We start from the raw sequence: 22479 nt of genomic DNA on the forward strand, positions 1-22479 counted from the left end.
ATCGGCTCAAATCTATCGAGCCTGGTTGCGCCTTCCCAAAGCTCTACCGTGTACCCGTCTACAAGCAATTTGGCTCGCTCCCTAGCCTCCGCCTCATCGTGTACCTCAAGGTCAACTCGGAGCGTTATGTGCCCCTCATCATCGATTATGTATGCGCGAAACTCTCGCATGACTCCGCCCAAAACACCGCCTCGTTCCGAAGCAGGAACGCTATCGAAACTAGGCGACAATTTCAAACTAGGCCACTGAGCCCGGAAACCGGCTAATGAACAAAAATGAGGTATAGGAGGGCTGCCGCCAGCAGGACGCCCAAAACCGTATTGGCATTGGGACCCATCTTTGAATCCTCTGCCCGTGGAGGCCCCAGCATCGGGCCGGGGGGCGTGATGATGCTGGGGCTTCCGGACAGGCTTCTGTCTCGTGGGACCGAGACCGTCACCGCATAACACAAGCCGGGCGCGACATAGACGTTCCCAGCCAAGTTCTAAATCTCCCCTGCGTGTGGCTGTTTCACACAGCGCGCGCTCGGCCGATCGGGGTCCAGCTGGTGCTACCCCTGCACCGTTGACGTTTTGCGCCGCAGGGATTCTGCCGAGCCAGAACATCGTGGTTTTTGCCAAGTTTTCCCGACGCCCTCGGGCTCGCCGAAGGTAACCTCTAGGCCCCGGCTCATCCCCATTTTAGCTGGGGCCCTTTTTTGGGAACTGTATAGGCGCCCGCACGACGAAAAGTTTCGCAAGAGTTCCTTCACCTTGATCTAGGGATACGGCCGGTGGGCAATAGCGGGAGATCGCTTCGCATGGAAGATGGCGCTCAGCCGTTACCTCGGATGCGAGATACATGAAAATGTCAGGCATAACTTTCGTTGTTTACAATCCGCCCCAGCTGGGGCTCCCGTACCTTGCCGTGATGATTGCACCGAACGGCGAAGTCGTAGCGGTGCCATTCGAAACTCCAGCAGAGGCCGAAAACCACAACATTGAGAGCGCTGCCAAGACTACGCGCTATGCGCCCGCGAGCAGTCGCGAATGACGCCCGCCATCTTGGGGCCAGCCCCGCTCCAAATCCGCCATCCCCACAAACATCCCCGTGGTGCGGCTGAACCTTTTCGCGCGCATCTCTTAGTGGATATCCGGGATTTTGCTGATTCCTCCCGGGCTGGAAGCCGCCGCCCGCGGTATATTTAAGTGGGCGGCGTTCATGCGGAATATGCAGCCTGGTGTCACGGTTCCATCGATGCGGCTGAACAAGCACCGCCATCGAAGAAACACCTCAGACAGGATATATCAGCCTGATAGCCAAGACGGTCGTAAACGCGCCAAGGGCGATGACAGCAATTTTGAAATGAAGATCCTTATCCAAGCCACTTGCCTCCACTCACTCAGCGGCGTCAGCCCCTGGCCACTGGCAAACCGGAAAAACCCGGCGGCCCTTGGAGGAGACCGCCGGGCTGATCCGCCGATCACACCACTTCAATGGCTGACAGGCTGAATAAATGGCGCTGGCTCGTCTGTCCGAATCCCGACAAACCGTCTCGGTTTAGTCGGACGTGTGGCCGACAAGCCACGTCCCCAGCTTGCACTCCCCCTGCCTGGCTGGAGCCGCTTGTAGCTCAGTGGTAGAGCGGCTGACCTGTAATCAGTGTGTTGCCGGTTCGAGTCCGGCCACGGGCGCCAGCAAGCCATCGCGCAGGAACATCGCGGCTAGTGCCAAGTTTTCCCGACGCCCTCGGGCTCGCCGAAGGTAACCTCTAGGCCCCGGCTCATCCCCATTTGAGCTGGGGCCCTTTTCTTCCGGGACAAGGGTCTCAAGGGGAACGACAAGAGCAGGCGAATATTTGAATCGTCGCTGGCTCGCTGCCAGAGTTGGCGGAGCGGACTCGGCCTACCCCCTTGATCCCTCCGGAGCCGGGGCCGTTCTCTTCGCCTTCGTAGTATCGGAGTAGCGTATGCGTTCCTCGCCCTCGATCGTGCCAGCCGACCGCCTCGACCGCGACATCTATCTGGTGCTTGAAGACTTCGGCGCGCGCCGGTTGCGCCTGGCGGGAAACGGATGAGGCTGACACTAACCTCGAGGGCGTTCTGCAAAATCTCCTGTCCGGCCAGTACGCCTATCCGCTCCGAATTGTATCTTTCAATGCCGTCGAGGGGTGGTCGCGGGATCCGACTTCCGACGTCGCCGACGCACTGGCCCAGCGCGCGGCCGACACCGACGCCGAATGCTAAAGCTCGAGGTCGGATAGGCTGGGATGATCCGCGGGACGCGGGGCGCTACGGTCCCAATGATACTTGCGCTCCGATGCCTTGATTGGGAGGTCGTTGATGCACGCGAACCTGCGTCGCATCAGTCCATCTTCGTTGAACTCCCAGTTCTCGTTCCCGTACGAGCGGAACCAATTTTCCGAGTCGTCGTGCCATTCGTACGCGAAGCGAACGGCGATCCGATTTTCATTGAAGGCCCAGAGCTCCTTTATGAGCCGATAATCCAACTCCTTAGTCCACTTCCTAGTAAGAAACGCGACGACTTCCGCGCGTCCTTTCGCGAACTCGGCCCGATTTCTCCAATAGGTATCGGTCGAGTACGCCAAGGCGACCTTTTCTGGGTTGCACGAATTCCAGCCATCCTCGGCCTGCCGTACCTTGATGATGGCGGTTTCACGTGTGAACGGGGGAAAGGGGGGGCGGCTCTCGGACATTTGGGGCTCCATTGGCGAGATTAACTAGAGACCTTCACAACAGTTACTCTAGTGGCATCAGGGCGGCCGTCGAGAACCGACCTTGCAAATTTGCACGATCCTTTTTGACGCACCCTGTTACCACATTGTCCCGACTTGTCGTCGGGCACGGTGTGCAATCAAGAAGCTGCTCTGGCAGCTAAGCGGAGCCCTCCTTCAGCACGTGCATTTAACAAACTGCCTGTTTTTCCCGGTGTATCACAACCACGTGCACGAAATTCTTTGGTGAGCCCACGAAACACAGTGGAAACAGGCCAGGCCTAACGCTCCCCGCTTGGAGTTGAAGAGGGGAGTTCCAAATGACGATTTTCGAAGTGATTGCTGTCGCACTTTCCGCCGGCGTTCTGCTTTCGGCATATGCCTCAGACCTGGGCGCTGACGTTGTCCTAGCGATTGTCTCCTGCCTTACGTGATGAGAAGGCCCGCCAGCGTGAACCGGCGAGCGCAGTCACAAACCTGTGGCACGCCCATTGCAAAATTAGCGCTAACTGGGATTTCAGTGCTCAGTTTGAGAATGAGGCGCTGCCGGGACATGTATTTCGAGCTCGGCAGCGTTCTATTTTGAGACTAGTGGGACAGCCAGCCATGCGTCATCATCCACTGGTGGGCTCCCGGGAGTGCTAGGCCCGCCAGCGTGCACTGGTGGCCCCTGAAACCTTCCTAGGTTTCGTGCGTAGGACCTATATCCGAGGTTTTTGTTAGGTCCCATCTCGGGGCTGGAAATGAACACCGCCGCCGGGACATGTATTTGAGCCCGGTGGCGTATTTCCTTCTCTGCTTCCTTCTTCTCCTAGCATGCCGTCAGTCGCTCCCAGTCACGCTTCCTGTGCGTTCAGCGCCGCCGCTTCATGCTGCCCCTGCTTGAACCCGGCTCCTCGCCCGACTCTACTCGGATCTGCTCCTAGATGCCGGCGCCGGTGAAGGCGGCGAAGGTGTCGCGAACACGCGCGGACATAGCCGACCAAGATCCCACCGTCTCGATGAAGCTGCCGAAACCAGGCCCTGTCGCTGCACCTCATGCAGGCTGCGCTCTCGCCGACACCGACGTCCAGTTTAGCGAGAGTTCTGAGATCGACGGGGGCGAGATGTTTGCCCATGCTTGCAAGGTCGGGCTCGAAGGCGTCGTCTCCAAGTGCGTGACAGCAATTGTCCGTCGCGAAGCTGAATTGAGGGTCGGCCAAAAGATGCACGCGGCTTTCGAAGCCCCTGCAAGTCTAATGGCTGGAGCTTCGGGCAATGAAATAGTCCGTCAGTATCGACGGCATGTCGCGGCGAATGCGAAGCGACTTGGCGGGCTCAATTCGGGTCGGCGTCGAAAACGTGCGCTCAGGCGGATCGCTGTCCAGACGGAACTAGCTTAACGGCATTAGGTGAGAGAAACTGACGGATTAAAAGCCGTCAAAGACGTTCGAAGTTGCAAAGGTACGACAGGGGATCAACGAACATGAGATGTCGGCCTCAGTAAGTGGGACTTTCGGAACGTCGCGCTGCATAGCAGGTTGTCGTCTGGCAACGACCTTGGTCGATCGTCATCCTTGGAGTGTCAGATGAGCAAACGTAAACCGGCAACGGCGTCAAAGCACGCCCGCCGCCCGAGAATGGTCGCGAAGGCCCAACGGACTGCGCAAGCTATTATCAGGAGCCCGAAAGCGGGCGTTCCGCCCGTGAGCGCAGATTCGCAGCAAGACGCCCTCCCCGTTAAGAATCCGCTTCTTGTCACGGATGCAGCCTTACAAAATGACTCCAAACAGATGACGGAAAACAATTCAAAGAGAGGGGTTGATATTCTTTCTTCAGCCAACGCAAACGTGCGAGCTTATCAAGCGCAGCTACTGGAAATGGCACAAACCAACATGCAATTTGCTTTTGAATTCGCTCAAAGGCTTGCGATGATTAAGGCGCCCCTTGAATTTCCCGGTGTAATCGCAGAATTCACAAACAAGCGGATCGCCATGTTCCGGAAGCATTCCTCGGAGATGGCTGAACTAAGTACCAAATCGTGGACTTTCTAAAAGCCAAGCTCACCCCAATTAAGGACGTTTCCGCTCTGCACCGATAGCGGCCTTTCGGATAGTTACTATTGGCCCATGCCCGAACCAGCTAATCGTGTTCAGAGATGCTTCTGAACCCGAAGCGGGACGACGAGAGTAGTATCAGGCTCTACGTCAGACGTATCCACTGACGCGCAACACCCGCATTGAATAGATCAGCTCTTCAATTCCAGCGAGAAACGACTGCGAGAACTGCGCATGCCGGAAGGCTTTCGGGGTGGAGATCGACAAGAACGGCTGGCGCCCACTGAGGCGCGTGTACGGGTGAGTGGCCCCAAGCGCCTCCGGGGCTCGAGAGGAGCGGAGACGCCGGGACCGCCACGACGCACCGGCTCAAGGCTGGGCGTCGGTAGATATTCTCCGCCCCTGGATTCATCGCAGGCTCTAACAAATGTTGAGCGTTCGAGATTAACTTTGCCGAGAACTCTTCTCTCATGTCGGCGGACGAGCCAACCGTCTATCTGGTCGCCAACGACTTTGGACAGGCTGGCCGTGCCTGGCGCGAAGCCGACCTTGAGACTACGAATCTCGAAACCGTCATTCAAGATCTCCTCGTCGGCGATATTGCAGGTCGATCAAGGTCGTCGCCGTCAACATGGAGAGCGCTGGTCCGAGAGGGATGTTGCATCGCTGCAATGTGCAACTGAGCGACGTCCCGTCGTATCTCAGGAGTTCACAAGCCTGCGCCTCGTATAGCGATGGCCTTCCAACGGAAAAAGCTGGAAGCGCATGGCATCAAGGCGCCGTTTCCCGTTTCGTGCAGCCGGCACTCGCCTCCGCGATCGAGCGATGGATTCACGAAATCAAGTTCGACGGCTATCGGGCGCAGGTCCAGATGCCCACGAAGTCGTCAAGGTCTTCACGCGGTGCGGCCACGGGCTGGACCTGTCGCATCCCTAGCCGCTTGCGCCGTCGGCCGATCGCGACCATGGTAACGAAGAGGAGCGCTCTCAAACAAACAAAAAGTCATTCGCCGTCATCAAGTCGGTGAAGTTTGCAAGCGTTACCTGATCAGCTCCCGCCATGATAATGGTGCTAGTTCCGCTCTGGGTGATGACAAGGTCACCAAACGAGTGCACACCCGCAACGTCAATGAAAGCGATCCTATCATCCTGGCATTGGCTGAAATCTTGGATGAGATTGTTGGCTCCAACAGTCATTAGACCATTGTCCTTGAATACAAACGTATCGGAACCTCCATGAGCATTGCCGCTCAGTTCACCATCTCCCCACATCTCATTGCTGACTGTGCAACCTTGCCCAGCCGTCCCCGCGTATAGGACATCGCTGCCGCCCTTAGCACGACCTGAAATTTGCGCCGCATCGCCCCATAAGAAGTTGTCGACCCGGCCGCTGTCAACGGCGTGGCCCCCGAAGATAAGATCATCGCCTCCTTGGGTCGCCCCGCCCATGACTTGCGCGTCTCCATAGAGCTGGTTCACAACATCCGTCAACGAACTGTCGCCGCCGCTGAGACTGTCATTACCTCCGCTGGTAGCGTCGAGCATCGTAACAGCATCGCCAACGGCGAAGTTCTTGGTACCCTGCAACGTCGCAAGGTCGTTCCCGCCTTGCGCATGGCCGGACATTGTGGCGCCGGCGTCCCCGTAAAAAGACACCGTGGAGCCGCCCTCGTTTATGAAAGTATCGTTGCCACCCTTGGCAAAGCCGGAGATGTCACCGCCGGCATCGCCATAGAAGGTCTTTGACATGATCGCCCCACCGGAGCCCGTGAAACGGTCGTCGCCTCCCTCAGCATGGCCGGACATGTTGCCTCCGGCATCACCGTAGAACACCTGCGTTGCGAACAAGGCCCCGTTGAAGGTGTCGTTGCCACCTTTGCTGTGGCCGGTCATGTCACCGCCGGCATCCCCGGTTGCTTGAGTCCGTTCTGGCGGTGAATGAGTCATCGCCGCCCTGGGCGTGACCGGACATGTTGCTTCCGCTATCACCAAAAAAGATGTTTCCAGCCTGCCTAGAGCCCTGAAAGCTGTCGTCCCCGCCCTTGCTATGGCCAGACATGTCGCCGCCCGCGTCACCGTAAAAGGTGTGGGTGCCGCCCTGTACCGTCTGGGTTATGAAGCTGTCATCGCCGCCCTGAGAATGACCCGACATGGCGCCGCCAGCGTCGCCGAAGAACGTATTGATTTGCTGTCTGCCGGTACCACTCAAGAAGGTATCGTTGCCGCCCTTACTTTGGTCCGACATGTCGGCACCCGCGTCGCCGTAGGCAGTGACACTGGTCGCGGTGAGTCCGTTAAAAATGTCATCGCCGCCCTGAGCAGAATCGAAAATACTGCCGACCACGTCCCCATAGAATGTGTAGTTGGAAGGTCCGATTTCATCGAAAGTGTCGTTCCCTCCCTTCGAGAAGTCGAACATGCTGCCACCAGCATCACCGAACGAGGTCGGTGCGCCTGGGGTGCCTATCAGGTTGTCGTCGGTGCCGAATTGATGATTGACCAGGTCACCCGGGGTAAGCGGAACAGGCTGCCTGCGCATCGGAAGTCCTCCTCGGCTGCATCCAATACAATCTTAGGCTGTTTCGTCAGGCTAGCGAACCAACTATAAGTGGGTACATCCTTTAAGCCATCCCGTCCTAGAGGCCGAAGACGTCGCGTCTCGCTTCATCTAACCGGGATGAGGTATGGGCGGCTAGATCCGCTTTGGGTCACACGGCGACATGCCGAGATCTCGCCACGTGACAACTACATGCCGTAGCTTGCTCTTCCTGGTGCGGCTCCGAGACCCATCAATTCCCGATAGCGCAACAGCACGGCTTCGCGTAGCGCACGGCTTGAGCTCGATACGGAGCCGACTCCTAAGACGATCAGCAGCAAGCCCAACCAGGTCACCGCCCAGCCCCTCCCCTCATCGCCGGCCCCCCTAGGGCCCATGCCCACCGGCAGAACCGGGGGCATCGAGGCAGCAGCGGCGTCACTCGCAGCCGCAAGAAGCTTCTCTACGTCAACTTGGGGCGGCACGGAGAACTCCGACGTGAGCTGGTTGGTACGCCGATGCAGATCGGGTACCGCTGGTATCGGGGCCGTCGTGCTCGTTCCAAGTTCGGAAGCAGCCTCAGCTACTTTGAATTCAGGGACAGGGGGCTGAGACTGCTCGGCCGGTCTGGGCCGCAGCAACTCTACGCGCGCGTCAACGACCGGGCTCCGCTTACGACTAGCCACGGGATCTTTAGCTATGCGAGAACGAACGGGCTTCTTCACCGTCGCAATGCCCTCGGCCAGGAACCAACATTTGCGGCGACCATCGACTCGATAGACCCAATGCTGGCCATCGGGGACCGAGTCGCCGGGCCGCGCCAAGCATTCCGCTCGCGCCGGATAGGTCGGAGCACGTGCGCGCGGAGCGATATTGAACAAGTCGTCAAGAGGGTCGGAGGACGCGGGCGTCGTTGAAAGAATTCCAGCGAGAGCAAAACCAGCGAAGCAAAATCTCAAATAACCGGACATCGAAAACTCCCGGTGTATCGCCCCCACCCCCTCGACCCTTCGCGCCGACATGGGCGGCCATACGGCTCAAAACTGGCGGCGCAAGGGATTCATTGTGTTCGTGACTAGTCCGGGTCCGAAGCAGCCGCAGCTGCGACGTGCAGCAGCCTGCCAAATCTCTTTCGCCGCGGCACTCGGACCGTGGCTTACGACCGTGGATGAGCTGAGGATTTGGCCGATCAGTTGCCATATCCCTTTGCACGTGCGGAAGAATGCGGCCAGGGTGCGAAGGAGTGGATATCCGCAAACGTTAATGGATCGGCCTGCAGGCGCTGTTTTCCGCGTTTACTGTTCGTATGTGCGTTGCAGAGCTACTGCCGTTGGGGCATCAGCGGAGGTGAATCCTACCCTAGCTAGCCTGCTCAGTCCGCTTCAACCTGAGCCAGGAGCCGACTAGTTAGTAAGATTCGCGTTTGAACTCTCCCGCGCCGTCATTACTGTGACTGGATTGCCAATTGCCTTTCCCGCCGCGCGGATGGTGTCAATGAACAGCTTCGCGGCCGGGTTCAAACCAATCGGACCACCATGTCCTCTAGCTCCAAAGCTAGTATCGCCAAGAAAGCGCGCACGAAGGCTGAAGCGGATTTTGCCACCTGGCTCATGATGGCCAAGCTCGGTGGTTTCGATGACCTGCCGTCCAGCGCCCAAAGCTTTCTGACTAACTATCGAACTCGGCTCGAGACAATGAGCGAGGCCGAGTCCACGGCCCTAGCCGTTCGCGAGGTCTACAGCGCTTATTACAGCGAGATGGGAGGCGTGGGCGCGCCCCCGGAACCAAAGGCTCGCACACCAATGACAGAGGGCAAAGTCGTGCGGCTCGAGAAACGGCCCAATCAGCCCGGTCTATCGGCTGCACTGCATTCGACGAAGCCAATGATCCGAAAACCCCTTCCAGCACTGCTGATTTTCGCGAGCATGGTGGCTCTGATTGTCGCATATAGATTTCTGGCGCAGTAACACTGCTCGCGGATTGTGGGGACGAAGTGCCGCTCACAGTAACCGCGGACATCGCTGCACTTCGCATTTGTGCCAAAGGCGGAAGTGATCCCGACTCGCGGCGTCGCGAAACGGCGATTGTGCGACACATTGAGAATGCGGCCGCCGCGCCGGCCCCTCCCCATTTTGGCTGCGGGGGCGAGCCACGTCCTCGTGTGCCGTCGGAGACGGGCAATGACCATAAGAGCCTTTTGCACGCTCGCCGCCGCCATCTTTGCCTTGAGCGCGCTTTTGTAGTTGATCCGGATTGTGATGGATGGTCCGTCACCTTGAATGGCGTCGATGTGCCGTTTTGGGTGAGCTGGATTGCCGTCACCGTGGCGGGCGCGTTGAGCTTCGTCGGTTTCCGCGCCGCCATGCGCAGCTAGTTGCTGGCAGAGCCCACCCGGGCCGATCTGTCGCCGGGCAGCGGAGCCACTTCCCTACTCGCGGATATCGAGCCGTCGTGCTCTACCGCGACAGCGGCTTAGTGCAATTCGCGTCGGTTTGGCATACCTGCATCCATGTCCGGTCTTCCCCGAACAGCCGACGCCGAAGTGATGGGTACGCTTCGACGCTAAGGGCCAAAGTCGGACTCAGGCGGCTACTAGGATGGGCTGTCCGAGTCTACCGGAACCGTGAAGTGAAAAATGGCGCCGCGGCCTTTATCGGCGGTCACCCATACTTGTCCTTCATGCGCCTCGATGATCGACCGGCAGATTGACAGCCCCATGCCCATGCCATCCGTTTTGGTCGTGAACATCGGGTTGAATATCCGATCCACGGCGCCGCCGGGCTCTAGACCTTCCCCCGTGTCTTCTACCGATACCATCACGTATCTGAAGTGATGGACTTCAGACCTTATGGATAGGACCCGCTCCCCATTCTTCGTGGCCATGGAGTCAATTGCGTTCGTAATCAAATTCACCAGCACTTGCTGGAGCTGAACCTGTTCGCCTCTTATCCGCGGTAGCCGTTTGTTAACGTCAGCTTGAACGGCGACCCGATGTCTCCGCAATTGGTCACGGACGACGGCCAGAGCTTCCTGGATGACATCGTCGATATCGAGCGAAGTCCGGGTCCGTGCACCCGTCTTGAAATGCACCCGGATATTTTCGATCACGGCGTCCGCATGGTGTCCGGTGGTCACGACGCGCCGAAATGCATTCCTGGCACTATCGAGGTCAGGCTCGACACGATCAAGCCAGTGCAATCCCGCGTTGGCACTGGCTATGATCGCCGTTAATGGCTGTTTGATTTCGTGGGCAATTGAAGCCGAGACGGCGTCGCCGGTCATCAGCCGCGCCTCACGTTCGCGACGTTGCGCCAGGACCGCGCCGAGCAGCTGCGCGTGAAGCGTCGTTATCTCATACAGCAGGATAAAGAGAACAAGAATGCTAGACACGAACCCGAAGACCCGGCCAGCATACCAGCCGGCGCTGAACCGGGCAAAACCGGGAAACGAGACCAGATAGATCTCAATTGCATATGCGCAAACAACCACCATCAGCCACAGATCGAGCACCGAACGCTGGCGCATCCAGAGCAAAGTGAGCGCAACTGCGTTCCACAGGATTAGACAACTGGCAATATAGAGCGCGAGAGTAGAAAAATGGACCGGGTCGAGCATGATGCGGGGCAAGTATGCCTCACCCACTGTGACAAGAACTGTCACGGCACACACAACGGCTGACGTCATCGCAACACTCGAAAGAATCGTCGCGCCCACTGAGCCCTCCCACAATCGCTTGGGCGGATCGGCAACCTTCAAAAGGGTATATGCGATGACGAACGTAGGAAAACCGGCGTACCTTAGAGCGTTGAGCCAATCCGTGCTCTGTAGCCCCGCGCCAAGCAGGCCAACTGGCGCGAACGCCCCTGGAAAGACCAGCATCCAGGGGACAAGCATGAGACCCGTGAAGAGATACCCGGTTGAGATTGCGAGGAGGGCACTCGAACGCAGGGTGGCGAACTGGTTGAACAGCAGGACCGCGGTGATCATGTCATTCACGAACATCGCCGTGCCGTAGGCCGGGACGAAGCTATCGATCCGCGCCAGCTGGACGTTCGAGAGCACCCCTGCCAAGATTAAGACGACGCCCAGGAAAGCGAGCATGACCGCAAGGGCAAGCCGTTTCTGCGCCCGGCCGGGCGGTAAGGTCGCAAGGGCGAAAGACTGATCCTCCGGGATAATGACGGCGGGCTTCATCATCGGAGCGAATCTTCCCAGCGGCTGGAACGCGCGGCACGAAGCTGCCCTGAGTTTCGTCTGGACGGAGCGTATGTTTTCGAGACGATGTTTTCAACTTGCCGAAGACGCGCTTGCAGGGTTTCAGTGGCCTGCTGCTAGTCCGGACCGGGCGGCACTTAAAGGTCCGCTTCGGGTCAAAATGCGAAGAACTCAGAGTGAGCAAAGTCAGTCCGCTCTACTCCACTAAGCGGACCTCAATGAAAGGTGTCGCCACTTCGCTGATGGGCCAAGGGCTGACTCATCCAATGCAGCAAACGGCACTCTTACTTGATCACCTCATCGATATCAGGATCACTTGCCTCCGTTCCCGGCATTGGTGAGCGCAGAGTGCATGGCGTAGACCGCAATTGCCGCTATGAGACCCGTGACAAAGAGCCCGAGAAAGCCAATTCCTATCGCAAGTGCGCGCGTCAACGTCTGCCTCGGGACGAGATCACCGTAACCAATTGTAAGGCCGGTAATGAAAGTAAAATAGACTGCATCCCCGAGAGACCAGCCCTCAACAAAACCAGTCAGCAAGCCCAGGGCAAGCTGAATCGCCAGAATTGCCGACAACACCGGCCACGTCACGTGAATGGCATGACCAAGCGCCAAGAAAAAGCGCCGCTGCAACGTTTTCGGTGTTGGTCGGTTCATGTCGGGGCGATCTCCGCAAATGCCGCGCTGCAGAAGTGGCGCAGCTCATCAACGGATCGACACAAAATTTAGTTCGGGCACTTCGCGGTTAGAAGCTCCGTGTCCCGATTGCTGCTGTGGACCCTCACGTACTACCGCCCATCTGATCGCGCCGATTTGTCAGGGCCGCTGGCGCTCGCGAGAAACACGTCGTGCTTGGGAAACTTCTCGAATAATTCCGACGGTTGGGCGAAATTGACGGCGAGCACGTCAGCGGGGTTGCCGGCAATCCACTGCGACAGATTGATCGTCTCGTAAGTGCCGGCGTTGAACCCGATCAGGATGCGCGCAGGCGTATTGCCAACATTTTCGATCGAGTGCCCGTAGCCCTGCGGAATGTAGCCAACGTCGCCTTTCTCCAGCGTCTCGACGCGGAACCGTCCGTGGGAGCCGAACAGGGTGACGGACACCCGCCCGTCGATTACGTATTGCCACTCGTCCGCGTTAGGATGCCAGTGCAGCTCGCGTAACGCACCAGGATCGAGATCGAGGATGACGCCGGTCACGGTCGTCGAGATCGGGAACCGACTGGCATCGACGCGCCACTCCCGGCCGCCCTTGTAGACCCCGTGTGGTTCCTGGGCGAGCAAACGGTATTTGTGCGTCTGCGGCGGCAGATTCACGCCTTGCAACGGGGCGGCCGGCTGTGCCGGAGCGATTGCCCCGCGGGCAAAATAGACCTCCGTCTTCGGAAACGAGTCAAACGTCGCCGCGGGCACGCCGAAGTTCTTGGCCAGAAGAGTCTTCGGCGCGTGGCCGATCCAGTCCGTGATGCTGAAGGTGCCGAACTCGGAAAAGTACCCGTTGTCGAAAATGAGAATAAAGTGGCAGGGCTGGCTACCGAGACACTGCAGCATGTGGCCGTGCCCGCGGGGAAAGTACCAGATATCGCCAGGTTCGAATTCGTTGGTCTCCGCCCGGCCCTGCGGATCGATGACCGTGGTGCGAACGCCGCCCTCGATGACGAATGCCCATTCGGCTGCTGTGGCGTGCCAATGAAGCTCGCGCATCGCGCCAGGTTCGAGCCGCATGGAGACCCCAGCGATGCCTTTGGAGATCGGCAGCTGCTTGACCGTCGCCTCCTTGCCGGAACTTTCGCCGATGACTTTTCCCTCGGATTTCTCCAAGGCGAACTTGAAGGTCGGCAGGTCATCGGCCGCGAGAAGCGGATCGGGGACGTTGTTCATGAAGCTCGGATCGCCGGCCAGCGCTGGCTTTGCCGCGGCCACAGCCGCCGCAGCAAGCGCTGAGCCGATAAGAACGTCACGCCGCTGCACGTTTGACATGATGATATCTCCATGATGGCGTTGATCGTGATGTACCGAAACCACGCGCCCGCTCGGGCCATTCATTGCGGCAGGTTGCCCCGACACCTGATGTCGCACTACCGAGCGACCGCGGTAAGTTGCTGGAAATATTTAGACCGCTCGCGGGCCGGCGCCCCGAATGCCTTGCCTCCTTTTGATGCAATGTTACAACTGGTCAAAACCACCGTACAGCGGTGTTAGTGTCAGCTTCGGGTCAGAAGCGGCCCATCACGACCAGGCCGCGCGACGTCCGCTCTAGACTCCCAAGCGGCCGCACATAAGGACAAACCCCTAGGCCACCTGCAGCACCGACGGGGCCCTCGCGACCCCGTTTTTATTTGCGGCCGATGGTCGTAGCCTCCACGTCCATGATCGCAGCCTTGGACGAGGGACATGTCGGTGGCTATTCGGTCGCTTATGGCCGCGACGATACTTATTTCCCGGTCTACGTCACGGCGGCGCTGGCCGCGATCTTCTGCACGGCCGCGCTTCTCACCGGCGCGCTCTACTGGCTTGCGCTCGCGGCGCTCGCGGCCGGGTTTACCTATTACAACATTCCGCTGCTCGAGACCGGCCGGCCCACGATCGGCGCGAACCAATACGGCATCTTCATCCAGGCCTTCGGCCTGATCCGGTGGCGCGCCATCGAGCGCATCGATCTTGTCGAGATCGCCGAGCGCGCCATGACGGTGCATGAACTCCAGATCGTGCTGAACGCACCGCTCACCAGCGCGCTGGTGGCCGACTGGCGCAAGCAGCCGTTCTGGCGCTGGTTGATGCGCCTGCCCTGGCGGATGAGCCACACCAACATGGTGCGGATCAATGTCGAGCCGTTCGATCAGCCGCCGGACATGATCCATCGCACCTTCCTGCGGATGTGGCGCTACTACCGCAGCTAGCGACCACGCATGCATCACGTCCTCAGCACGAGGTGTGCGTAGGCCTCTGCCCTCATGCCGTAGGTCCATGCGACCGCTTCGCGCGCCGTGCGCAGATTGGCCGGCACCTGGAGGAAGAAATGCCTGCGCGTGCCGTCCGGCTCGGGCGTGGCGTTGACGACCTCCACGGCCGCCCAAGGCGTCCGCGGCGAGCCAGTTGCGGCGCCACAGGATTCCGGTCTCGTCCTCGGCCACACAGGTGGCGCCGCCGAGCGCGACGTAACGTTCCGGCGTCATGATCTCGATCATGCAGCGGCGGACCTGGACGTCGACTTGCTCGTCGATCGCAGCGAGCGTGATCCGGTCCCGATGTTCTATGATCCAGCGGGGCACCTCCACCCCGCGCCAGGCCCAGATCGACCAGCCGTCGGGATAACGCAGTGCCGGACCGCTGGCGTGATCCAGCCGGTCGCGCGCGTCACCGCACATGAGGTTCGGTCGCTCCGCGGGCCAGCAGGTGTACTCGTGCGGCTGTAGCCAGCCCACGCTCGTCGCGAGCTGCATCAGGCCGCGCAGCGGCTCCGCCTCTGCGTGCAGACCAAGGACCTCGCGGAGATAGTCATAAGCGCCAAGCCACGACAGATCGTGCGGCCCCGCTGCGCAGGTCGAAAAGCCCCGCGGAGCAGCGAGCGCCTGTAACACGCCGGAGAACGACAGGCCGGTTCAGCGCAGCTGGCCCAGCATGGACAGATTTTGCTCCGGCACGCTGCGTATCACCGCGTCGGCCGCAGCGGCGACCAGCAGGTCGGCGGGATCGACTGCGCTGTCGACTGCGGCAAGCACCTTCCGGTGAACCCGCGCTTCAACCTGCGAAGCTATGCGCCGGCGCAGGCGATCGAGGAGACGAAAGCGCACATTGCCGCCGTCGCCCTGCGACATCCGGCCGGCAAGCCCGGACAGCGCCAGCGGGCTGTCGCACCATACGATGCGGGCCGGCGGCTCCAGTCCTGCGGCCTCATAGGCAAGACGCACGCCCTGCTCCGCGGTGTCGCGATCGGCAGGCGCCGTCGAGCGTCGGATGGCTCTCCACCGCGCGCGGTAATCGCCCAACGCCGCCATCTGCCCGCAGACAGCGCCTGCTCAGTCGGCGAGGACGCGCGCATCCCGAGGCCCCAGTTCACGCTGGCGGCGCACCCCATAGGTCCCTCGCGGCAGCGTCAGCGGCGCATGCTCCTGATGCGTCACCCGCGCATAGGCCGAGGCGATCTGGAGATGCCCGAGATAGAGCCCGGCCGGAATGTCGCGCGCCAGATCGTCGTCGCGAAACAGCGTCACGCGCTCGTGGATCGCATGACAATGTCCCGTGGCCTCGCCCTCCAGCAGGACCAGAGGCGCACCTTCGGCGATTTCGGCGAGCGTTCCCGATGGCGCTACATCGGGTACCCGCTCGATCAGCAGGTCACCTTGCGCAAAAATCTCGGCCATCGTGCCTTCTCCCGTGCCGGCGCATCCGCGGGGAACGCGGATGGCCGGATTCGTTCAACATTGCCGTCGGCGATCTAGTGCACGACCTCGCCATGCAGTGCGAGGTCGAGACCGTCGCGCTCCATATCCTCCGACACCCGCAAACCGATAAACAGCTTGATCACGTACAGGATGATCAGGCTGACGACGGCATCGTAGACAAAGACCGTGGCGACGCCGATGCACTGGTTGATGAACTGGCCCGGGTTTCCCTCCAGAGCCCCCGCGGTGCCGCCATATTGCTCGACGGCGAAGACGCCGGTGAGCAATGCGCCGACGATGCCGCCGACGGCGTGGACGCCGAAGCAATCGAGCGCGTCGTCATAGCTGAACATGTTCTTGAGCCCGGTGCATCCCCAGTAGCAGAGGACGCCGGCCGCGATGCCGATCACGAAGGCGCCGATCGGGCCGACGAAACCGGACGCGGGCGTGATGGCGACGAGGCCTGCCACCGCGCCCGAGCAGATGCCGACGACCGTCGGCTTGCCCTTGAGCGACCACTCGACCAGCATCCAGGTGAAGCCGGCGACCGCGGTCRCGATCTGCGTCACCAGCATCGCCATGCCGGCCTGCATGCCTGCCGTCACCGCGGAGCCCGCGTTGAAGCCGAACCAGCCGACCCACAGCAGCGAGGCGCCGATGAAGGTCAGCACCATGTTGTGGGCCGGTCCCGCCTCCTTGCGCTTGCCGAGCATGATGGCGCACATCAGGCCTGCCACGCCGGCATTGATATGCACGACAGTCCCGCCGGCGAAGTCGAGCACCTTGACCCAGGCGGCGTCGTTGCCGGAGGCGAAGATGCCGTCAGGGCCCCACACCCAATGCGCGACCGGCGCGTAGACGAAGATCGCCCACAGGCCGATGAACCAGAGCATCGCGGAGAACTTCATCCGCTCGGCGAAGGCCCCTGCAATCAGTGCGGGCGTGATGATCGCGAACGTCATCTGGAAGCAGATGTAGACGCTTTCGGGGATCGTCGCCGCGAGCGGATTGGGATTGCCGATCCCGCCCTTGCCGATGTCGCTGAGGATGTCCTTCAGGAACATGCGGTCCAGCCCGCCGATGAACGGCGTGCCGGCGCGGAAGGCCAGGCTATAGGTCAGGATCGCGAACAGAATCGTAACTAGGCAAGTCACCGCAAAACTCGTCATCACGGTGTCGCCCACGTTCTTCTTGCGCACCATACCGCCATAGAACAGCCCGAGCCCCGGGACCGTCATCATCAGCACCAGCGCAACGGAGGTGAGCATCCAGGCGGTGTCGCCGGGATTGGGCGTGCACTTCTCGAGGATCTTGCCGCCGCAGGCTGGCGGGCCCGCATCCTCCGCGAGCGCAACGTCGCCGAGGGCGAGGTAGAGCAGTGCAATTCCCAGCAACGCGACCACCAATGTCACGAGCCTTTGGCGCGTGGATGTTCTTGATTCCATCATCGTCCTCCCAAGTCGCAAGAGATGTCTTCTGGGCCCTGTTTGAGTGGAACCGCAGAGATGATCATGCGCGCCGGCGCGACGACGCCAGCGAGATCAGCTCGGATTTTCGGGACACAATGAGCGCGGCTCGGCGCGATGAGGTCGTCGAGCGTCGATGGCTGGAGACTGGCACCGACCAGCCTCATGGCTTATCGGCCTTTCCCTTGTCGCCAGATCGGAAAGCGTCAGAGACGGTTCCAATTCTTGGTCAAAGGACGAGCAAGATTCGCACCATCGACACGATTCATTCAAGCTACTGAATGCGCTTCGATTCCGGTTTGCTGCTTTGCGGCAACCGCGCCACGCGCTGCTTCACGCAGCAGCCCATCGCCCAACGAATGAGCAGTGGCTTGACGATGCCTTTGGTTCGCATCAAGGGCGGCGCGGTCGGCTTGATCAGCGCAAACGCGATCTCGACGATGCCGGCGGCGAGCCCCACCGCCACGCCGATGCGCCAGGCCATGTTGTAGGAACCGAGCGCGTCGTAGATCAGCCCGCCGCCATAGGTGTAGTCGACCGGCCGCCGCTGCCGCTCCGTCGCCGGGTCGAGCGGGTCTTTGGCCGCCAGCACGTTCAACAACATCGCCGCGTCGCGCACCGTCCGCGTCATCGGCCCTGCAGTGTCCTGGCTGTGCGCGATCGGCACGATCCCGGCCCGGCTGACCAGCCCAACGGTCGGCTTCACAGTGACGAGGCCGTTTTGGCTCGCGGGATACAGCAGCGAGCCCGACGTCTCGGTGCCGATCGAGGCTGCGCACAGGCCGGCCGCCACCGCGACAGCCGAGCCCGCGCTCGATCCGCCCGGCGGCACGACTGGGATGCCGCGATCATCCATCAGCGCCGGCGCGTAAGGGTTCTTCACTTGACCGCCCATTGCGTGGCACTACGCCAACTGAAGCGATGGGCCAACTGCAGACATGCTCGAGTATGCAAGGTTGGCTAACTACTCGGGCAATCCGGCCGTCTGCAATGCCGCGCCGAGCTTCGTGGCGAGCGCCGGCGCGCAGTCAACATCGCCAAACTGCTGACTGATCCTAAAATTGGGCTGCAATTCAATTACGCGCGCAGCGGCTGCCTTCGCCTCGTCGAACCGGCGGAGCGTGACCAGGGGCCCGATCAGGATGACATAGTTGATGCTGTGCCCTGGATTGGACTGCACCGCCCGGTAAGCCGCCTTTGCCGCCTCATCCGGTCGCTCCAAAAGAAAGTGTCCGAGCGCCTGCGAGCCAAACGCCGCGAACGACCAGGAATCGAACGGAGACAGCCGCAGCGCGCGCTCGCCCCACGCAATTTCTGGTTCCGCTTCGGCGGCCCACATGAACACATGCCTTCCGGGATATCCCTGAATGCGGACATCGCTCGGTGCAGTTGGATGTCTCGGACGGGCCATATCCGGACCAATACCCGTGCCGTTTCGAAGGATGAAAATTCACTGGCTTTCGGCTATTTTGCGTTGAGCCGCAGTTCTGTGGCGGCGATCTCGAATCGAGGTTCGCCATGACCTCCAGGTCCTCGATCAGGCGGCTCGTCGCGCCGCTCGTCGCTTTTTTTCTGACCATCTGGCCGTTGGTTTCGCCGGTACATGCTGTTGAGGACGCCGGAAAGGTTGGCGTGGTGTCCTTTGGCCTGTTCGGCGATCAAGGCGTGTTTAGATCCGAGGCGACCGGCGCAGCTCAGGTCGTAGCCGGCCGTTTCGAGACTGGCCCGATCAACGTGGAGTACAATTCCAAGAAAGGCGGAAATGCAACGATCGAAGCTCTGACCAGGTCGTTGCAGGCGGCAGCCAACCGCTTGGATACCGAGAAGGATGTTCTCTTTTTGATTCTCACCTCGCATGGCTCTCCTGACGGCCTTGCAATCAAGGCGGGGCGGCTCACAGAAACGCTCACGCCATCTCGTCTCGGCGACATGCTCGCGAAAACAGGTGTGCGGCACAAGGTGGTGGTCATCTCGGCTTGTTATTCGGGGGTTTTTATCCCGCGTCTGGCGAATCCCGACGTGCTGGTCATCACCGCGGCCGATGCCAACCATCCGTCGTTCGGCTGTCAGGACAAGGCCAAGTGGACCTATTTCGGCGACGCTTTTTTCAATGTCGCGCTCCGGAAAGCGGTCAGCCTGAAGGATGCGTTTCTCGATGCGCGCTCACTCGTCCGGAAGCGAGAATTGCGGGAGCATTTCGAGCCGTCGAATCCCCTCATGGCAGGCGGCGCAGACGTGCTGCCATTGCTTGTCGCACGCCCTTGAACAACCGGCCGCGAGCGCAGAAGCTATTGCTCGCGGGCGCAACGCCGTTTCCGGTCTACCCCGATAAGCAGACTGTTTGGCGGCCCGCTTAGACTTCGCATTCGGGCCAGGGGCCTGACATGCAGGTCCATGCTGCTGCATGTGCGCAGATGGCTCAACCAAAAGTGGTTATGTCTCGATCTCGCTCATGAAGATGAATGGAGCTCGATGAGATGTTTCGCATTTTATGGCACAGGTAACCCTTGCGCGCCGGTTTCGCCGAGCGCACTCTTGCCGAGCGTTTTCACAAGAACTGCGGAGGGTGCGACCACGCCACGGGTCAAGCAAGCTTCGAAGCAGAAACGCACAGCCAAAGCCACCACCGTGAAGGCGCTAGGTGCCGCCGGACTGGGTCTTTCGCTGGCGGGTAGTGCATCCGCATCCACGATGCCCGCTGCCGATATCCCGCAATCCAATACCTCGCCAAATCAGCGCTTCTTTCTTGGCGAAGAGGAAATGGCCGACGTCAGTCTGGCCACGTTCCATCTTTTCGATAGAGAAAACTTTGGCAGCGGCGTGCAGCTAGCGCGCGGGTGCGGTGGTTGCGGGTGCGGCCATGGTGGCGCGGGGTGCGGCGGCGGCCGGGGTTGCGGTGGTGGTGGGTTTGTTGGCATCCGAGGTTGCGGTGGTAGCGGGTTTGTTGGCGTTCGTGGTTGCGGTGGCTTCCGTGGTTGCCGTGGCTTCCGTGGTTGCGGTTGCGGCGGCCAGCATCGGGTTCTATGACGACATCGGGTTCGATGACTGGGGGTATGGTGGCTAGGGGTTCGGTGGTTGCGCGGGTTGCTGCGGATCCTGGGGAGCGTGCCGCTTGTGCTAAGTCCCACCAAGGACTCTGCTAAGCTGCGATCAGCCTCTCGCTGGTTACAAGTTTAAGGTCGCCTTCGGGTCTTGGTTGTGTGAAAACGCCAGGACGTTTGGCGGCGATAGAACAAGGTATTCGTTCAAGACCGTCTTAGCGGTCAAACTCGCAAGCGCGTTCAACTTAGAGAACGAGCTGAAGAATGTAATTCTTGCCATGTTTTGATCTTCGCGTTTTTACACGGCCAGGGTCATAAGCGGTCTTGAAACAACCCGCTGTGCCTAGTCCGTCTACCCCTTGGAGCAGACATCACAGTTGCCCGACAGAAGGACGGCTACAGGCCAATAGGGCGCATGACCATCATTTATCACCTGCTACCCGTCGCAGTCAGGTTTGTGGGCGCCGACTGTCTGTGGCAGACGCGAATTTATTCTTTAACAAAGATATGAGATTTTATCTTCCACTGCCCGTCGGGTTGGCGTTCAAGCAGTCTCACAGTGCTGCCGGAAACTGGCGCCGCCTTCTCATTCACCACTAACGTGGCCGTGAAATGGGACGTGGTATAGGCATAGTTCCCGATGGGTAGCACGTCCACAAGCTCAAGCTTATGATCTCTGACGCTTCTTCCCCGCCCAGCAAAGAAATCACGGATTGCGAGAGGGCCAGTGACGGGCTGCGCGCCAGGCGGCAACAATCTGCCGTCATCGGTATACAATGGTAATAGAGCATCGAAGTCCGCGTTGTTAATGGCAGCATCCCATTGGGCGTTCATCGACGTCAGCTTATCTGCGAGCGGATCTGCCAATCCTTGACTGGCAGGGCTGACGATCAGAATAAGCGCGAATGAAGCGAGTGATATGCGAGTCATCTTTGCCTCCATTAGCTGAGATACTCAGCGCGTGAGCGTATTCGCAGCTACTGCTGGGGGAAGCGCTAGTCCAAAAAGTGGACTGGAGATGGTGTTCTCAGCTGGCTAAGACTTGATCTGCGGCCCGCAGGCGCCTCACGGCATATTTGCTGCGCGGGAACCAAGCCGGCATGCTCTTCACAAGATGGTTAGGACCGTCGATCTCAATCTTGCCGAGCTCAGCCGCCACAGCACATCGCGAATGATATTAAGCCGCGCATGTTCCTTGTCACCGCCGCGGACCACGGTCCAGGGCGAGGTGACGGTGTGCGTCCGCTCCAGCATCTTGTCCCGTGCTTCGGAATAAGCTTTCCAAAGCTTCTGCGCCTTGGCATCGATGGGGCTCATCTTCCATTGCTTCAGGGGATCCCTTTGGCGGTCGGCGAGCCGTCGCTTCTGCTCCTGTTTCGAAATATTAAGATAGTACTTGAGCAGGGTGATCCCCGAACGCTCAATCATAGCTTCGAAACCCGGCACGGTCTCGAGGAATTCCTCGGTTTCCTCCTTGGTGCAAAAGCCCATGACACGCTCAACTCCAGCACGGTTGTACCAACTGCGATTGAACAGCACGATCTCTCCCGCCGCGGGCAAGTGCGAAACGTGACGCTGGAAGTACCATGAACACCGTTCCCGATTGCTCGGCGGCCCCAGCGCTACGACGCGGGTATCACGCGGGCTTAGATGTTCGACAATCGACTTGATTGTGCCATCCTTGCCGGCGGCGTCGCGACCCTCGACGATGACAAGGATACGCTGGCCGCGCTCAATCACGCAGCGCTGCAGCTTGACGAGCTCGATTTGCAGCCGGACCAGCAGCGCGTGATACCTATGGCGACTCAAATGTTGCGGAAGTGGTGGCCGGTTCTTCATGGTTCGATCCCTCCTAGTCGCCTCACTATCCAGGAATGTCGCGCGACACGAGGCTGTCCACACATTGCAGCACGTCACACTTGTCGAATCCTATCGCACCGCGAACTGATGTTGTGCTTGCACATCGACACCCGTTAACATGCCCGTATGAATGAATCTCAGCGTTCTTGCACGGTGCCTCGTCCGGTTTCGGTCGTCTGGATCGACATTTGCATGGGCATCTTCAACTCGGCCATACTTCCCGAGG

At 60.0% G+C, this 22479-nt stretch carries 20 protein-coding genes and 3 pseudogenes; 8 read left to right on the plus strand and 15 right to left on the minus strand.

Annotation, left to right across the window (positions count from 1 at the left end; all coding sequences use genetic code 11):
• Positions 1-1140 precede the first annotated feature (1140 nt).
• The gene (locus AC1DW2_RS04745) at positions 1141-1491 is read left to right on the plus strand and encodes a hypothetical protein (RefSeq protein WP_208088296.1); all 351 of its coding nucleotides are present in this window, start codon (positions 1141-1143) and stop codon (positions 1489-1491) included.
• 457 nt (positions 1492-1948) lie between these two features.
• A pseudogene (locus tag AC1DW2_RS04750) lies at positions 1949-2225 on the plus strand (hypothetical protein).
• On the opposite strand, the gene AC1DW2_RS04755 reads toward AC1DW2_RS04750, so the two are convergent.
• Positions 2222-2695 (minus strand): nuclear transport factor 2 family protein, encoded by a 474-nt coding sequence (locus tag AC1DW2_RS04755; RefSeq protein WP_208088297.1) that lies wholly within the window; start codon positions 2693-2695, stop codon positions 2222-2224. The pseudogene AC1DW2_RS04750 and the gene AC1DW2_RS04755 overlap by 4 nt on opposite strands.
• A gap of 1070 nt (positions 2696-3765) precedes the next feature.
• Here AC1DW2_RS04755 and AC1DW2_RS04760 point away from each other — a divergent pair.
• Positions 3766-3867 (plus strand): annotated as a pseudogene (locus AC1DW2_RS04760) (non-homologous end-joining DNA ligase); the annotation flags it as partial.
• A gap of 414 nt (positions 3868-4281) precedes the next feature.
• Positions 4282-4746, plus strand: a complete 465-nt coding sequence (locus AC1DW2_RS04765) for a hypothetical protein (protein WP_063984134.1) — start codon at positions 4282-4284, stop codon at positions 4744-4746.
• 989 nt (positions 4747-5735) lie between these two features.
• Here AC1DW2_RS04765 and AC1DW2_RS04770 read toward each other — a convergent pair.
• A complete protein-coding gene (locus AC1DW2_RS04770; RefSeq protein WP_477005326.1) occupies positions 5736-6641 on the minus strand; it encodes a hypothetical protein in 906 nt (301 codons plus the stop codon).
• 1 nt (position 6642) lies between these two features.
• Positions 6643-7287 (minus strand): hypothetical protein, encoded by a 645-nt coding sequence (locus tag AC1DW2_RS04775; protein ID WP_477005327.1) that lies wholly within the window; start codon positions 7285-7287, stop codon positions 6643-6645.
• Positions 7288-8819: 1532 nt separating this feature from the next.
• Between AC1DW2_RS04775 and AC1DW2_RS04780 the strand changes: the two genes are divergently transcribed.
• Positions 8820-9251 (plus strand): hypothetical protein, encoded by a 432-nt coding sequence (locus AC1DW2_RS04780; protein WP_208088300.1) that lies wholly within the window; start codon positions 8820-8822, stop codon positions 9249-9251.
• Positions 9252-9876: 625 nt separating this feature from the next.
• On the opposite strand, the gene AC1DW2_RS04785 is transcribed toward AC1DW2_RS04780, so the two are convergent.
• The 3 genes from AC1DW2_RS04785 to AC1DW2_RS04795 all read right to left on the minus strand — a co-directional run bounded on the left by AC1DW2_RS04785 (position 9877) and on the right by AC1DW2_RS04795 (position 13547).
• Entirely contained in the window at positions 9877-11481 is a 1605-nt protein-coding gene (locus tag AC1DW2_RS04785) for an MASE4 domain-containing protein (RefSeq protein WP_225005383.1), read from the minus strand.
• Between the two features lie 330 nt (positions 11482-11811).
• Entirely contained in the window at positions 11812-12156 is a 345-nt protein-coding gene (locus AC1DW2_RS04790) for a potassium channel family protein (RefSeq protein ID WP_225005387.1), read from the minus strand.
• 131 nt (positions 12157-12287) lie between these two features.
• Complete coding sequence (locus tag AC1DW2_RS04795; protein WP_477005328.1) at positions 12288-13547, minus strand: cupin domain-containing protein; 1260 nt, start codon at positions 13545-13547, stop codon at positions 12288-12290.
• 323 nt (positions 13548-13870) lie between these two features.
• Between AC1DW2_RS04795 and AC1DW2_RS04800 the strand changes: the two genes are divergently transcribed.
• Positions 13871-14401 (plus strand): hypothetical protein, encoded by a 531-nt coding sequence (locus AC1DW2_RS04800; protein WP_135178336.1) that lies wholly within the window; start codon positions 13871-13873, stop codon positions 14399-14401.
• Between the two features lie 14 nt (positions 14402-14415).
• Here the strand turns inward: AC1DW2_RS04800 and AC1DW2_RS04805 are convergent, their stop codons facing one another.
• The 7 genes and pseudogenes from AC1DW2_RS04805 to AC1DW2_RS04835 form a co-directional block, all read right to left on the minus strand.
• The gene (locus tag AC1DW2_RS04805) at positions 14416-14568 is read right to left on the minus strand and encodes a DUF6745 domain-containing protein (RefSeq protein WP_208088302.1); all 153 of its coding nucleotides are present in this window, start codon (positions 14566-14568) and stop codon (positions 14416-14418) included.
• A gap of 40 nt (positions 14569-14608) precedes the next feature.
• Positions 14609-15082 (minus strand): annotated as a pseudogene (locus AC1DW2_RS04810) (DUF6745 domain-containing protein); the annotation flags it as partial.
• Between the two features lie 21 nt (positions 15083-15103).
• Positions 15104-15412, minus strand: coding sequence for a hypothetical protein (locus tag AC1DW2_RS04815; RefSeq protein ID WP_208088303.1), 309 nt, complete (start codon positions 15410-15412; stop codon positions 15104-15106).
• Positions 15413-15520: 108 nt separating this feature from the next.
• Positions 15521-15865: a hypothetical protein gene (locus AC1DW2_RS04820; protein WP_208088304.1), complete on the minus strand. Its 345-nt coding sequence runs from the start codon at positions 15863-15865 to the stop codon at positions 15521-15523.
• Between the two features lie 74 nt (positions 15866-15939).
• Positions 15940-17334 (minus strand): ammonium transporter, encoded by a 1395-nt coding sequence (locus AC1DW2_RS04825; protein ID WP_477005329.1) that lies wholly within the window; start codon positions 17332-17334, stop codon positions 15940-15942.
• A 292-nt stretch (positions 17335-17626) separates the two neighbouring features.
• Positions 17627-18208 carry an amidase family protein gene (locus tag AC1DW2_RS04830; protein ID WP_249814695.1) on the minus strand — a complete coding sequence of 194 codons (582 nt, stop codon included), beginning with the start codon at positions 18206-18208 and terminating at the stop codon, positions 17627-17629.
• Between the two features lie 108 nt (positions 18209-18316).
• The gene (locus tag AC1DW2_RS04835) at positions 18317-18691 is read right to left on the minus strand and encodes a hypothetical protein (RefSeq protein ID WP_354248905.1); all 375 of its coding nucleotides are present in this window, start codon (positions 18689-18691) and stop codon (positions 18317-18319) included.
• A gap of 179 nt (positions 18692-18870) precedes the next feature.
• Here AC1DW2_RS04835 and AC1DW2_RS04840 point away from each other — a divergent pair, with 179 nt between their 5' ends.
• Together AC1DW2_RS04840 and AC1DW2_RS04845 are read left to right on the plus strand one after the other, a co-directional pair.
• The gene (locus tag AC1DW2_RS04840) at positions 18871-19617 is read left to right on the plus strand and encodes a C13 family peptidase (RefSeq protein WP_207794596.1); all 747 of its coding nucleotides are present in this window, start codon (positions 18871-18873) and stop codon (positions 19615-19617) included.
• 595 nt (positions 19618-20212) lie between these two features.
• Positions 20213-20416 (plus strand): hypothetical protein, encoded by a 204-nt coding sequence (locus tag AC1DW2_RS04845; protein WP_225005392.1) that lies wholly within the window; start codon positions 20213-20215, stop codon positions 20414-20416.
• Between the two features lie 466 nt (positions 20417-20882).
• Here AC1DW2_RS04845 and AC1DW2_RS04850 read toward each other — a convergent pair whose 3' ends face one another.
• A complete protein-coding gene (locus tag AC1DW2_RS04850; protein ID WP_208088305.1) occupies positions 20883-21323 on the minus strand; it encodes a YybH family protein in 441 nt (146 codons plus the stop codon).
• A 177-nt stretch (positions 21324-21500) separates the two neighbouring features.
• Entirely contained in the window at positions 21501-22232 is a 732-nt protein-coding gene (gene ppk2, locus AC1DW2_RS04855) for a polyphosphate kinase 2 (protein WP_208088306.1), read from the minus strand.
• Positions 22233-22479: the final 247 nt, after the last annotated feature.

This window comes from Bradyrhizobium sp. P3_C3 (genome assembly GCF_056402655.1).